Below are 12412 nucleotides of genomic sequence, written 5' to 3'. Positions count from 1 at the left end.
TATGGGCCACAAATTGTTTATATCTATAATTCAAAGGAAGAATCGTATTATACTGTTCTCCGGTCAGACTGACGTTATGCCCGATCCACAAACAAAAAACATCTCGTTCCCATAGAACTAACGGGACAACGATATCGACAGTTCAGGCAGCTGTGTCATTAAACGACAAACGGCACCAATACTTTTTGTATACCCCCAAAATAAAACCTAAAAACATCGGAAACTACCCCCGGTAAACCAAGAGTATCCCTTTTCGGTTTTTATTGATACTCTGCTTCCCCACAGCTTCCCGGTTCTTAGGCGGAGGAGGGGGTCACAATCGTTTCTCGAGTCTAAAAGATCTCTATTTCGAGAGTCCCCGCTCCAAAACATCTTCTGTGCCATGGCGATATTGATACCCGTATTAATTTCAACCACACTGCCGGAGATGACTGTGACAGTGTTGCTATATCCATGTTCCAACTACGAAACTTTATCTCATCGACGTGGAATACGACTCGTTATACTATTGCCCAGTGTACTGACATATTGATATTTAGCTTTATTTCTTATCTCGGTTATAAACCGAAAGAATTCATATCAAAGTCGGAATTACCTTGAATTTCAACGTGCCGCTACACCGGTTATCTGTATGAGTATGTTTCGACACAGGACTCGGGTATGAAATTGAAAAACAAAACAGTCCGATCATTCAGTTGTTATGGTTCTTGTACGAACTGTCTGCATTTTTTGAGAATGTGAATAGCAACTTTCCACGATTTTACTATCATATTCAGTTTTATTTTGTAAGTATTCCCTAAAGCTCACTATTTCTTCTTAGAAAAATTAGAATTAGCATCATCGTTCAAGCAAAGAATATCATTGGGTGTGCAGTTAAGTGCTTTACAGATTTTTTCTAAGTTTTTTAGAGTGATTGGTTGGTTCTTACCCATTTGTGCCATCACATTAGTGGTAAGTCCTGCCATTGCAATCACATCGGTTTTCTTCAAGTCTTTCTGAACAAGCTGTATCCATAACGGACGATAGTTTAATGCCATATCACAACCTCCTTTCTATCAGTATATTTAAATTCCATATTCACTCCTCACCCAATAATTTATCTATATATTCTTCCTTATTATGATGATATAAGCATTTTACACATCTATAAGCTTCAAAAACATGTCCACAATCCGGATATCCATATAGTATATGAGCACAATGCGGGCATAATTGAGCCATCTTTGAGGAATATTCAAAATATGTTCTGCTACATTCATCACAAATTTTAACTTTTTTATCCTTCACTTTCATTTCATACCTCAATCATTTCAATCCAAGCCCTTGCAAATATTCCATTTTTATCCAATCTGCACCTACAAACTCATTGTAATTCGGATCTATATTTTGCGGATTCATCTGTGATATACCATTGAAAAATTCGACAATTCGACCCTTATTGAAGCTCTTTTCGATTTTCTTTTGTAATGCTAAATTAGCCAATTCCTCATCTCCGAAAACGAGAAAATAAGAGAGTGAAATATCCAGTTTTCCTTCAAGGCAATGCTTCATGATTTCCTCCGGAGAGCGGTAAAATGCTTCAAATATCGGGAGAACACTGTCCACAATCGCATTTTGTAATTGTGAAACCGTATGCGGAAAATTAGTTTTTGCCAAATCCCAAGTTTTGTATTTCCTTACCTAAAATATAGCACAGCCGTTCCCCATAAATCCTTCCGCTACCATACTCATTATGGTAGGCCTTGATATCAAATTCTTTTACCGACGCTTTCGTTGTCTATATTGCAAGCGAGCTTTCATATAGGAAAACCAACATATCAGCTTCTTGTTTTAAAAGATTTATCAAACACGTTTGACAGAACAATTCGCTTCATTTTCAAGCAACTGAATTTGTCAACACTCAATTTTACATAAATGTCATTTTATGATTCTCCATGTATGTAAATGTAATGTCCGTCAACTGTTTTAAATTGATTTCAATCTTTGCATTTTCATGTTCGCTTAGCCCTACCAAGTAATCATTGTGTATGTTTAACTCCTTAATCGGATTGCTTTGATTAAAAAAGATAGCCCATTTTAATTCTCCGTCAAAATCCGTATGCGCCACAAATCCATCGCTTCCAAAAGCACCTTCCCCGCTTAAAAAGATCCCCGAATCATTTGAAATGCGATGCCATTCGTCAATCAGCACCCATGAGTTATCGTGATATTTCAAAACACTGTCCAATGTAGTATCACATAAAGGAGATATCACAACATGATATGTTTTTACGTTCGAATCATAAATTTTGAAAAAATTAAGAACGGTGACGGTTCCATCAGGATATAAAATACAATTAAAATTCGGGAGCATCTTTTTGCGCCTTCCCCATAGTTCTTTCACCTTGTCATTCACATCTTTCACCCTTCCTATTCAAAAACACATTCCGATAATTCCACCACATACCCTGCCACTTGCATATCTTCAAAATCTTCTTCAAAACCTTGAGCTTGTTCTACATCGAACAACTTTCCGCTTGTTGCGATTAATTTTTCCGGCTCATCACTTTTGGGTGCATACTTGTGATACAAAATTTTTATACTCTCAACCTTTCCCGTTAATAGCAAAAGTTTATCCGCTTCAAAAGAATGCGCATCATAACAATAGTCAATCTCGCCGATACTAACAGGTGTAAGTATGGTATTATTCTTACTGACCTCCCATTTTACAACATCTCCTACGCTAAATGGAATCCCGCAACATGCCATTTCCCAAGCTTCATAGTAAACCCTACATTTCATTTGCCGCAATCTCCTTTGCCAAAATTTCCTTCCACATTCTTATAAAAAATCCCGCATTTTTTCTGTGTAAACACCTCAATAATATCCTCTGTTGCCCATATAAGCGGATGTTGCGCATTATTCTCGGCAAACTCTATATCACTACGATAAAAGGTATTTGCCTGTAGTTTTTGTTCATCGGATTCAATGATACGATACGGCCAAGGATGGTGGTGTCCTTTGCTTCTTTTGCAAGTGGGACATATACCGTTATCCACGACTCCATAAGTAATCTTACCCTCGTATTCGACGCGAACTTGTTTTGCTCTTTCAAGGTCAAAAGCAACCGTATTGATGAAACGACAAATATAGTAGTCCAAAGCTTTTTTAAAAGGGATAAATTCAATACCTCTCATTTGGTACTCTTGGTATAATTCATAAAAACGCTGACTCGCAATACTTACCCCATCGTATGTGGTAACAAAGAATTTCTTTTTTCTCCACTTTACTGTGTCTGCCGCTTGCAGTATCACTTCTTCACGATTTAACACCATGTTACAATGTGGACAGAGTTTTATATTCAGTATGGATTCTCTACCTAAATACAAATGTTCAGCACTATCGCCATAGATGTAGCAATACTTCATCATCTCACCTCTCACAGTTTCCCTTTCTGAAATTTCCTTCAACATGTTGTGGAATATGCTATATTTTTCTTTTGTAATGCTATTAAAATCCTTCCGCTCTTATAAACACTTGGCGATTTCGTCATCGCCAAGCCAGCAGAGGTATTGCTCCTGCGGTATCACCAGTTCCATTATTTCTGAATTCTCAACTAAAAACGCTTTTAAATGCAAAGTCCCTTCTTCCCATCTAATGAATGTCAGTTCATCGTATACATCGTAATCTCCGTCAAGACAGGATATGATATCGACAAATTTCGGATTCTCACTCATCGGATTTTCAAAGTTGAAAAGTTGAACGCCATAAGGACAAGCCCAATAACATCCTTCCACTGCAAGCACATTATTTTCAGGATTATAATGCACTTTCGTCCAAATAAATGTTTCCACTCCATCAAAAGAACACTCCGGAAAAAACTGCATGATTTCTCCACTTTCCATATCAAGTACACTATATCCGTATAAATCCTGTCTGAAAATCAGATACTCTATGCCGTTTTTATGTGAAATCAGCTGATAAAACACAGAAGAATCGTTAAAACAATACCATTTTGTATGGAGAACATCATCTTTATAAAGAAAACACTTATTACCTCGATAATTATACTCTCCAATTTTTGCGGAGTAGAGATACACCTTAATCTTATAATCCGCTGATTTTCCTTTTACTTCTATGACTTTAGTGTCCGTCAGATTTTCATCCAAAAATAGCGGCATCAACTCTTGCATATGCAGTTTGTATTTATCCGTATTGACTGCGTTCGGCATATCACTACCTCCATTTTTCTATATATACTTCAACACTTTTTTGCAAATCATCAAGATAATGAGAATACTCACTCGGTAAATCTTTAATTACGCTCATATCATTACTGTCAAAATGATAAATGATATGCTTTAATATCTGTATTTGAATAAAAAATAATTTTTTGCAAGTTTCTTTATCAACTGTTTTTTGAGCTCGAATATATTCACATAAATCGTTTAGTGCTTCTATATTAAATCTATTTTCTTCGTGCAGATAATACATAAAGCTTTTATTCTCCGAATAATAATTGTTCTCAATCAAATCCTTCATTGCTAACCCTCAATCCGTGGTGACTTTGACACCCCAAAATCCGTGCATCCATTTCTCGGTATTCAGGGGATAGATCTCATTCGCTTCGTTTAGCAGGAGCAATATTTTTTCTTTCCGCCTCATTTTTGCATTTTCGCTCTTTAACTCTTCTATTCCTTCAATCAGCTTTTGTGCCTCGTTCTTTAATCTGTGCCATCTCTGCCAGTCTTTATCAGACATTTTCTCCGATTTTTCTTTTAATCTCTCCCGCCGCAAAAATGTTTCTCTCCATTCTTCGGGATGTTCAGGCTCTCCCAATATTGCCGGCTCTAAGGAAATCGCACTTGAAAAGTTCGACTCTAAAAATGATTTCATCTTTTCGCTCACATAAATTTCCTGATTTTTTAAAGAATCCGCAATAAAAATGTCGTTGGTTGAGAGGGGAGAGCTTGCCAACTTCTCCACATGCTCTTTTTCGTCATAATAAGCATATCCTTCCTTCTCCGGAATCAAGGCATATAGGTTTCCTAATGCTTGTGATAAAGCCTCATGATGTTTTCTGCGAGTGATATATTCTTCCGCATCCATATCGCCTGAAGGATAAATTTTAGGCTCGTCTGCGGATAAATCCCATGTCTGCCAATCCAATTTGACAATTCTTTCTTTGAAGATTTTTGCAAACCGGAGATCCGAAAAACAGTTCTCCATGACTTCCTTTACCTGCTCTCTTACGATAATCACCGGACGCTCTCGATCATATTGACTTCTGTATATCCCGGGGCAAAAAGGCGCAGTCCTTGACAAACAATGTTCTTTTTTCTCCTTATCAAAATAATAGATTCCTTGCCATAGGATCTCTCCATAAGGTCCCCACGGCATTTCTTTATTTTTGAGTATATAGATCATCGGCATCCTCCATAAAAATATCTTTGTTCTACAAAAAAATCCGCAAAATGTTTTTCACTTTATTCTATATTCACCGGCTGTATAACATCAATTTACCTTGATTCTCATATCATACTATTCTCCAATAGAAGTATGGATATATCCGTTTTTTTCAACCTGCGAAAAATCTCTTTATCTTCTATGGTCACAGATTGTTTATATCCACAACTCAAAGGAAGAATAGTATTATATGAATTACACCACGCCTAAATCCGATGAGATTTCGATAGCATGTACTCAAAAATAGTGTGCGATGTCAAGATTGCTAAGCGGGTTCAATTCTCTCCATACTTTTGTGATTTTATTCTTTGAACAGCTTGATGTGCAACTCCGAAATTTCTTGAGTCAGCTGTGAAACCGACTCTTCTTTTTTAAAAGGAATATAAACATCACAGTATAAAATCATAAAAACACTTAACACAAATCTTTCTTTTTCTGCAAATTGATTTTTTCTGCAAATACGATATTCTTCATCCAATCTCGCTGTATGTATCTCTGTTGTCTTTAAAAAAATATAGGCTCGATCCAAAAGTTCAAACAAATATGTTTCATCCAGTCTCTCGCAAAATTCACGATTTATACGAGAACCGTTGGTGAGAAAATAGGAATCTTGACGACGCTTTGCCTGTTCTTGTGGACGATAATAAAATTCGGAGTTTTTATCATATTTATCAAGAACATCCTGAAAATCAAATATTTCCAGCAATTCTCTTTTCAGCGAACAAGTGTAAAATAGGTTGCTATCTTTGGATGTTGTCTCCGGTACGAGAGGCATCGCTAAAAGCTGAGAATGTGGCTTTGTTTCCAATCCAACAATTACATTGACATAGTTTTCTTTTATGATTTTCCATATCTCATCTACTAAAGTGTAATTTAAATCTCTTGCATTCTTATCATACAACTGAAATCTATGATAGGCTACATCCGCAAAATCCAAGCGATAAACTCCTTCTTTCCCTTTAATATTGATAAAACAATATATTTCGGTATTTACCGTTCCCCAGGAACCGTCAGGCGCAATATAGTTTTTGTAGTCTCTAAAAAAGAAAATTCTCGTTGAAAATAACTTATTTTTCTTCTTGATCTCATTGCTCTTCGTTAAACGAAAACCGTAAGGCTCCATGTAAGAGAATAGATAATCCACCATTTTTTGGAAAATATCTTTTGGTTTTAGACTTGTCATAATACCACCTCAATAACAACCTCTTTCGATAAATCATTCAAAGCACTTTTACAAAATCACTGTCCGTGCAGGTAATCCCTATATGCAATCCGCAATCTTTGTATTTTTCTACAACTTCTTTAAATGCCAATGTCGTCCTTACCATAAGCAATATGCAAATGCCCGTGCTTATATCATCTGCAAAAAATGCACCATGCGCCTCTTTCTTATAAATTCCCGAAAAACCCCGTGCTTTTCCAATTTCAATCCAAATTTTAGACGAAATCCATTGATTGTTATCGCGAGTAAACTCTTTGCAAATATATATTGTACTGTCCCAGCCATTTTCGATATCATAATAAAGACAAAGAGCCCTCGCCGATTCTTTTTTTGCCCTTTCGATACATTGTTCCATATAGTGGTCGATTTTCTTAGAATAACTTTTTAAATCGACCGCAAAAATCTTTTCCATCAATTCAGAAGACACACCAAATTTTTGAGCAAGCTCCTTTGAAAAAGCAATGATTTCCAGCTTGTTTTTTTCCTCCAAATAAGAGATGCACTCTTCCCAACATTTCCAATAGTATTGACTGCCCATCCGTAATTCCCCTCCATCCGTAATCTCTTTACAAATTGTTTATTTCCTGCCATTTAAAAAAATGTTATACCGTTTGCTCCAACTTCTCTACTCCCAAAAGCCCAAGAGTTCAAAATCCATACAATCAAATGCATTGATATGATCCCAGTCCCTCGCTAAGACAATATCATCCACTTGCCTTGCTATATATAATTCGTCCAATGTCTTAAATTTCCGCTCACCGCTTCGAATCTCCTTTGTACCGCAGCGGTGAAATGAACAATATTCCTTATAGATAATAATCATATATTCATAGAGCTTGCCCTCAAAATAAATGCTAAGTTCCGCTTCGCAGTCATATTCTTCAATACTTTTTAGCAAGAAATACTTAATTTCTTCAAATGTAAATTCCGCTTTACTTTGTGTTTTTTCCGTCCATATAATATCCTTGCCCTTATTTGAATTTCCTGCAACTTCTTTACACTCTTCTACGCTATCAAAAGAAAAATCACCGACCACCTCAAAGTCTTCATTGCAAGAAAATAGATAGTACTCTTTATTATTACCGTATCTGCATATCGCAAGATACTTGATATCCGAATATTTTTCGCCGGTACTATAATTTACTTTGCCGAAATCATCTTTTTGAGAATAGAACAAAACTTTTGCACCATCTAAATAATTCGGAAACATCTTTTCCTCCTCAAATGTTTTTAACTACTTAAAAAATGTACTGTACACAAAAGCAGAGCCGACAGCAAAAATTACACCCCCGCCAATAAACCCTATAACGCATGCCGTTTTTCTTCCAAAATACCTGCTGAGTTGTCCCATGCTCCATTCGCTATGGTATTCTTTATCAGATGTATATAACCAATCCCAATTTTTGACAGGCCCCACCATCAAAAGAATACCAAAAATAAAGAGTACCGTCGCTACTATCTTTTGAAAAATGTTAGGTTTCTTCTTAATCCATTGATCAATCTTATCATCCATACTTCATTTCCTCTTTACAAATCTACTATTTGCTTTAAAGTTATCTCAAAAACGAAGAAAATTATGCCCTGTGATTCGAACTTCTTCACAAAATTCTTAAATGCGGTATCCTTATTCTTATCTATCTGCACCATCACATGGGTGATAAATTCCGCCCTTACAATCACATCTGTTTTCTTCAAGCCTTTCTGAGCAAGCTGTATCCATAATGGAGTATAATTTCAAACCATATCGTCACTCTTTTTTATCATTATATCAAAAAAAAAATTAAGTGTGCTCCATCTTTTATTTATTTACTATTTTTTACTTTAGAGAGTGGTTGTGTCATTCCGTCTTTATTCTGCCATTAAATGTTTTATGCCCTGTGCTTTGCTCCCGGTTTGTCGTTCCCGTACCCCTCCATAAGGTTGATGACACCCCACGCACCAAGACCTGCACCTACCGCCATTACCAAAACTTTTAATACATCTACTGCCTGTGTAAAAAATTCCATATTAGTTTTCCTCCTTGTTATCTTCATTCTTATTCTTGTTTTCAATTTTGTTCAGGGATTTCACGATGAAGTTCTTAAAGATCTTATCTCCCTTAGCTCTTTCCTTGAAGTAGCCGAACACATGGATCAAGTCGCCTTTCTTAAAACCCCTTGCCATCTCACTTTTTTCGCCATACACTGAGCATTTGGTGTATTCCTTACCACCTCCGTACTTTTTCACCAAAGTGAAGTTTGCAATCTTTACCTCTTCGCCGTCTTTTTCAAACGAGCTAAACACAGGCTCTTCCACAAGACTGGCATTGATGTTAATCATTTTTTCTTTGTCCATTTCTTTATCCTTTCGTATTCCCCGTAAAAAAATAGACAATAGGATTTCTCTCTATCGCCTAACCTACTTGCCTATTCTGATTATTTCCACCGATATAGTTGGGGATCTGTTCCTTATTCTCATCGTATCCTCCTTGTTTTTAAGCATCAAAAAAGGAAGTACCGGCTATTTGCTTTTACTTCCTCTTAGTGGTTTCATTTAATTGTTATATTTCGACAAACTGGAATTTATACTATACTCCAACAACTCTATTTGTATTCCTATTATAGTTGTTATGGCTGTCCAGGTACCATTAATTCCCATCCTATACCGTAGGCATCAACAACACGCCCATAGTACGGGCTGAAGAAATTAGAGCCGAAAGGAAGAATTACTTTTCCTCCCTGAGCAAGTTTTGCCATGACTTTATCCGCCTCGGTCTTATCAGCTAAATAGACAGAAATAAACTGGCGGGGAATCTGATTGGGATTTGCCGGTTCTGTGCCGTATTGTGCAAAATAACCTCTATCTTCTCCCCAAAGCTGAATGCTTCCCAGTTGAAGACACATCCATGCAACTTTTTGTCCTTCCTCACTTGAAAAATCAGTACCATTAGGCAAATCTTTGACCCTAAGGATTTTCTCTATCGGAGTATTAAACACTTGACTATAGAGTTGAAAAGCTTCTTCTGCTTGATCTTTAAATCCCAAAAATACATTAACTTTATACATTGATAACACCTCTCTCTTGAACTTTGAAATTTTCTATTAGACCTGTTCGATAACTTAGTTTTAAAAAATTATAAATCGCATAAAATAAACATTAAAATTTTTTAATTATTACATTTATATGGGTAATCGAACACATCTATTTATTAACGGTATCTTGTAGTTTCTTTTTCAGGTCATTAACTCATCATTAAAAGCTATAGCCTCTTTAATCCAGAAGGACAATGCCTTAACCCCTTCCTCATCAAGATCCACATAGCCTTTTTGAGGGATACCTTTCATAACAGTAACACTTGCACCCGATGCAGGTAAAAGGGCATCTTGCCTCTCCTTTCCAATACGCACCATGACCATAACGCCATCTCTACCGCTGGCAGTCGCTAGCATCTTACCATGCACCATAAAAGCTAATCCACCAAACATTTTCTTTGTAACTATAGTGAACGCAAAAATTATTTTCACTTTGCCGAATCCCTATTCTTCAAAATAGAATCGAGATACATTTCGAAAGTGCAGATATTTATGTCGTTTGCTATAAGTGTTCTTCAAACACTTCTGATGATAGCTGTTTTTCCAACTCCAATTTTATAGCCTCAGCAATTTTCTTATCAAATTTCATTATTATACCTCTACCAAACTAACTCGATTCCCAACGGGCTATTTTAAGTCTAAGTCCATTATAACTAATACTGTACTCTCTATACGAAATATCGCCATAATCAGCCTACTTGTCTGCTTGGGTTATAGTATATCAAATATTTTTCAAAAAAAACTATCCTATTTTGACCTTTTTAGAAGACTGTCCATAACCAATTTTGGAAGGTTAACCGTAATCAACGGATGATATGGCTGAGGTTCTTCCATAAACAGATAGACAGTATAAGTGGATTGATACTCGAAAATTAAAGGACTATCATGAATGCCACGATAATTATCCAGCATAATAAATGTTGAAAAAAAACTAGCGCTTGTTGATGTATCGCATGCCAACAAGTAATAGGTTCCCTTTGGAATTTTATCCAATAAAATTGACTCTATATTGGTTGTAGCCAATCCCACAATAGGCACCTGATTAGGGAGTGGCTCCGAAAAAAGACCGACAAAAACTAATTCAGGCTTATAGCCTTCCGGATACAATAGAGAAACTTCGAGTCTATTTTGTGTATCTACATCTTTCAGATGCCGATACCACAAACTCCCTTTTCTATCCATAAAATCCCTTAAAAGCCGATAAGCTACACACGCAGTTTTTTTATATCCCTTGGCTTTGCCACCTGTATGTTTACGAAAAATTTTTGAAAAATTACTACTGTATTCATATCCTACCTGTCCTGAAACATCCGTTACATTACCCTCTTCCATCAAAAATTTTCGCATACTTACTTGTATACGCATGGACTCTAAATACTTGCGATAGGTTACACCTGTTATTTTTTTAAATTGACGAGAAAAATAGGAAGAGGAATAATGAAAGTGCCTGGCAACTGCCTCTAAAGAAACATCCTCATTTAATTGCTCATACATATAACTTGTTATCTCTTCAATATTCATCCGATTCATTCCTCTTTTCTGATGAATTTTGATTTATAAATTTATTATCCATCCCATTTTATCACTTTTTCCACATTCTGTCATTTAATCAAGTTGAATATTCATTCTTGTAATCACTGTATTTTTTCTTAATTTTGCTTTTTCTCTTGTGGCAAGATACTTCTGAATATCAAAGGAATTTCTCTTGTCGTAGTCCTCTAAGAGCTTATAATTTTTATGCTTTGTGATGTCGAATTTATCCGACAAAAAAGGTCGAACACCTCGAAGCTGAAAGATGCACTTTCCTCCATCCATAACCGTAATCTCGTCTTGGCTCATCAGCTCTTTCCCGGTCTTTTGGTAATTCAATCCAAAGCTCTTTTGATTACTCCTTGTTTCTGAAGTGTTATACAGGTCGATGGTTTCTTTTCCAAGTGTTTCGGAAAGCTCTTTTAATGTTGTTTTCTCTTTCCCTCCTAAAAACAAGGTACTATCACAGTTACCGACAATGGTGTCTGCATGATCCTTGTAAATTGCCTTTAGCTGAGATTGTGCTTGCAAGATAATGCTCGCCGAAATCTCTCTACTTCTGATAGTTGCAATCAGCTTCTCAAACTTTGGAATCAAACCGATATTTGCAAACTCATCCAGAAGAAACCTCACATGAATCGGAAGCCTACCGCCATACTCGTCATCAGCCTTATCACACAATAGGTTAAAGAGCTGCGAGTACATAATAGATACCACAAAATTGAAGGTGTCATCAGTATCCGAAATAATGACGAATAGAGCCGTCTTTTTTTCTCCAAGGGTGTCAAGCTCCAGTTCATCTTCACTCATCAACTCTCTAAGCTCACCAATATCAAAAGGAGCAAGCCTTGCACCACAGGAAATCAATATGCTCTTGGCAGTTTTGTCTGTTGCTACTTGTCAAGGACCTTTTAATCAAAATCATCTTTTTTTTCGTTCGATTTTCTCCTAAGCTCCCTCAGCATTATTCTTGTAAGTTTATCTTGCATTGTTTCAGTTGCATTTTCATTGAAGTGGACAACAACCTCATAGGTGGTCTTTCCAATCTTTCTCTTTGTGCTAATGCCTTTTTTATCTGTATTTGTCAAGCGAAAAATGGTCCAGGGATCTCATCGAAAAACGGCCCGTTATTTTAGCCACTCCC

At 36.4% G+C, this 12412-nt stretch carries 18 protein-coding genes and 2 pseudogenes; all 20 read right to left on the bottom strand.

From position 1 onward, the window contains the following. Positions 1 to 806: 806 nt before the first annotated feature. Positions 807 to 1037 (bottom strand): helix-turn-helix domain-containing protein, encoded by a 231-nt coding sequence (locus ACFO4R_RS08845; protein WP_379788732.1) that lies wholly within the window; start codon positions 1035 to 1037, stop codon positions 807 to 809. A gap of 40 nt (positions 1038 to 1077) precedes the next feature. Further along, complete coding sequence (locus ACFO4R_RS08840) at positions 1078 to 1293, bottom strand: hypothetical protein (protein ID WP_379788731.1); 216 nt, start codon at positions 1291 to 1293, stop codon at positions 1078 to 1080. A gap of 12 nt (positions 1294 to 1305) precedes the next feature. Beyond that, a complete protein-coding gene (locus ACFO4R_RS08835; RefSeq protein WP_379788730.1) occupies positions 1306 to 1656 on the bottom strand; it encodes a hypothetical protein in 351 nt (116 codons plus the stop codon). Between the two features lie 250 nt (positions 1657 to 1906). Then, positions 1907 to 2395: a hypothetical protein gene (locus ACFO4R_RS08830; RefSeq protein ID WP_379788729.1), complete on the bottom strand. Its 489-nt coding sequence runs from the start codon at positions 2393 to 2395 to the stop codon at positions 1907 to 1909. Positions 2396 to 2409: 14 nt separating this feature from the next. After that, entirely contained in the window at positions 2410 to 2781 is a 372-nt protein-coding gene (locus tag ACFO4R_RS08825) for a DUF6578 domain-containing protein (protein ID WP_379788728.1), read from the bottom strand. Further along, entirely contained in the window at positions 2778 to 3407 is a 630-nt protein-coding gene (locus tag ACFO4R_RS08820) for a hypothetical protein (protein WP_379788727.1), read from the bottom strand. Before ACFO4R_RS08820 ends, ACFO4R_RS08825 begins: the two co-directional genes overlap by 4 nt. 99 nt (positions 3408 to 3506) lie before the next feature. Beyond that, positions 3507 to 4211, bottom strand: a complete 705-nt coding sequence (locus ACFO4R_RS08815) for a hypothetical protein (protein WP_379788726.1) — start codon at positions 4209 to 4211, stop codon at positions 3507 to 3509. 4 nt (positions 4212 to 4215) lie between these two features. After that, positions 4216 to 4521, bottom strand: a complete 306-nt coding sequence (locus ACFO4R_RS08810) for a hypothetical protein (RefSeq protein ID WP_379788725.1) — start codon at positions 4519 to 4521, stop codon at positions 4216 to 4218. 9 nt (positions 4522 to 4530) lie between these two features. Continuing rightward, positions 4531 to 5412 (bottom strand): hypothetical protein, encoded by an 882-nt coding sequence (locus ACFO4R_RS08805; RefSeq protein WP_379788724.1) that lies wholly within the window; start codon positions 5410 to 5412, stop codon positions 4531 to 4533. A 334-nt stretch (positions 5413 to 5746) separates the two neighbouring features. Then, positions 5747 to 6628, bottom strand: a complete 882-nt coding sequence (locus ACFO4R_RS08800; RefSeq protein WP_379788723.1) for a hypothetical protein — start codon at positions 6626 to 6628, stop codon at positions 5747 to 5749. A 37-nt stretch (positions 6629 to 6665) separates the two neighbouring features. Continuing rightward, positions 6666 to 7205 carry a hypothetical protein gene (locus tag ACFO4R_RS08795; RefSeq protein ID WP_379788722.1) on the bottom strand — a complete coding sequence of 180 codons (540 nt, stop codon included), beginning with the start codon at positions 7203 to 7205 and terminating at the stop codon, positions 6666 to 6668. 87 nt (positions 7206 to 7292) lie between these two features. Further along, positions 7293 to 7877, bottom strand: a complete 585-nt coding sequence (locus tag ACFO4R_RS08790) for a hypothetical protein (protein ID WP_379788721.1) — start codon at positions 7875 to 7877, stop codon at positions 7293 to 7295. A gap of 24 nt (positions 7878 to 7901) precedes the next feature. Next, positions 7902 to 8180: a hypothetical protein gene (locus tag ACFO4R_RS08785; protein WP_379788720.1), complete on the bottom strand. Its 279-nt coding sequence runs from the start codon at positions 8178 to 8180 to the stop codon at positions 7902 to 7904. A 341-nt stretch (positions 8181 to 8521) separates the two neighbouring features. Next, positions 8522 to 8673, bottom strand: a pseudogene (locus tag ACFO4R_RS08780) (Maff2 family mobile element protein); the annotation flags it as partial. A 1-nt stretch (position 8674) separates the two neighbouring features. Further along, a complete protein-coding gene (locus tag ACFO4R_RS08775) occupies positions 8675 to 9001 on the bottom strand; it encodes a single-stranded DNA-binding protein (protein ID WP_379788719.1) in 327 nt (108 codons plus the stop codon). Positions 9002 to 9273: 272 nt separating this feature from the next. Beyond that, the gene (locus ACFO4R_RS08770; protein WP_379788718.1) at positions 9274 to 9711 is read right to left on the bottom strand and encodes a VOC family protein; all 438 of its coding nucleotides are present in this window, start codon (positions 9709 to 9711) and stop codon (positions 9274 to 9276) included. Between the two features lie 168 nt (positions 9712 to 9879). Next, on the bottom strand, positions 9880 to 10170 hold the full coding sequence (locus ACFO4R_RS08765) for a TfoX/Sxy family protein (protein ID WP_379788717.1): 291 nt from the start codon (positions 10168 to 10170) through the stop codon (positions 9880 to 9882). Between the two features lie 315 nt (positions 10171 to 10485). After that, the gene (locus ACFO4R_RS08760; protein ID WP_379788716.1) at positions 10486 to 11259 is read right to left on the bottom strand and encodes a helix-turn-helix domain-containing protein; all 774 of its coding nucleotides are present in this window, start codon (positions 11257 to 11259) and stop codon (positions 10486 to 10488) included. 84 nt (positions 11260 to 11343) lie between these two features. Then, positions 11344 to 12168: pseudogene (locus ACFO4R_RS08755) on the bottom strand (VirD4-like conjugal transfer protein, CD1115 family); the annotation flags it as partial. An 11-nt stretch (positions 12169 to 12179) separates the two neighbouring features. Then, positions 12180 to 12356, bottom strand: a complete 177-nt coding sequence (locus ACFO4R_RS08750) for a transposon-encoded TnpW family protein (protein ID WP_379788715.1) — start codon at positions 12354 to 12356, stop codon at positions 12180 to 12182. Between the last annotated feature and the right edge of the window lie 56 nt (positions 12357 to 12412).

This window comes from Filifactor villosus (assembly GCF_042652965.1).
In the GTDB taxonomy this organism is placed as follows: domain Bacteria; phylum Bacillota; class Clostridia; order Peptostreptococcales; family Filifactoraceae; genus Filifactor; species Filifactor villosus.
Note: the sequence above shows the minus strand (reverse complement) of the source record. Positions and strands in the feature narration are given on the sequence as shown.

Excerpts from the sequence above, each read along its gene's own strand:
- ACFO4R_RS08845 (WP_379788732.1), bottom strand. The coding sequence starts at position 1,037 with ATGGCATTAAACTATCGTCCGTTATGGATACAGCTTGTTCAGAAAGAC.
- ACFO4R_RS08840 (WP_379788731.1), bottom strand. The coding sequence starts at position 1,293 with ATGAAAGTGAAGGATAAAAAAGTTAAAATTTGTGATGAATGTAGCAGA.
- ACFO4R_RS08825 (WP_379788728.1), bottom strand. The coding sequence starts at position 2,781 with ATGAAATGTAGGGTTTACTATGAAGCTTGGGAAATGGCATGTTGCGGG.
- ACFO4R_RS08820 (WP_379788727.1), bottom strand. The coding sequence starts at position 3,407 with ATGAAGTATTGCTACATCTATGGCGATAGTGCTGAACATTTGTATTTA.
- ACFO4R_RS08815 (WP_379788726.1), bottom strand. The coding sequence starts at position 4,211 with ATGCCGAACGCAGTCAATACGGATAAATACAAACTGCATATGCAAGAG.
- ACFO4R_RS08810 (WP_379788725.1), bottom strand. The coding sequence starts at position 4,521 with ATGAAGGATTTGATTGAGAACAATTATTATTCGGAGAATAAAAGCTTT.
- ACFO4R_RS08805 (WP_379788724.1), bottom strand. The coding sequence starts at position 5,412 with ATGCCGATGATCTATATACTCAAAAATAAAGAAATGCCGTGGGGACCT.
- ACFO4R_RS08800 (WP_379788723.1), bottom strand. The coding sequence starts at position 6,628 with ATGACAAGTCTAAAACCAAAAGATATTTTCCAAAAAATGGTGGATTAT.
- ACFO4R_RS08795 (WP_379788722.1), bottom strand. The coding sequence starts at position 7,205 with ATGGGCAGTCAATACTATTGGAAATGTTGGGAAGAGTGCATCTCTTAT.
- ACFO4R_RS08790 (WP_379788721.1), bottom strand. The coding sequence starts at position 7,877 with ATGTTTCCGAATTATTTAGATGGTGCAAAAGTTTTGTTCTATTCTCAA.
- ACFO4R_RS08785 (WP_379788720.1), bottom strand. The coding sequence starts at position 8,180 with ATGGATGATAAGATTGATCAATGGATTAAGAAGAAACCTAACATTTTT.
- ACFO4R_RS08775 (WP_379788719.1), bottom strand. The coding sequence starts at position 9,001 with ATGGACAAAGAAAAAATGATTAACATCAATGCCAGTCTTGTGGAAGAG.
- ACFO4R_RS08770 (WP_379788718.1), bottom strand. The coding sequence starts at position 9,711 with ATGTATAAAGTTAATGTATTTTTGGGATTTAAAGATCAAGCAGAAGAA.
- ACFO4R_RS08760 (WP_379788716.1), bottom strand. The coding sequence starts at position 11,259 with ATGAATATTGAAGAGATAACAAGTTATATGTATGAGCAATTAAATGAG.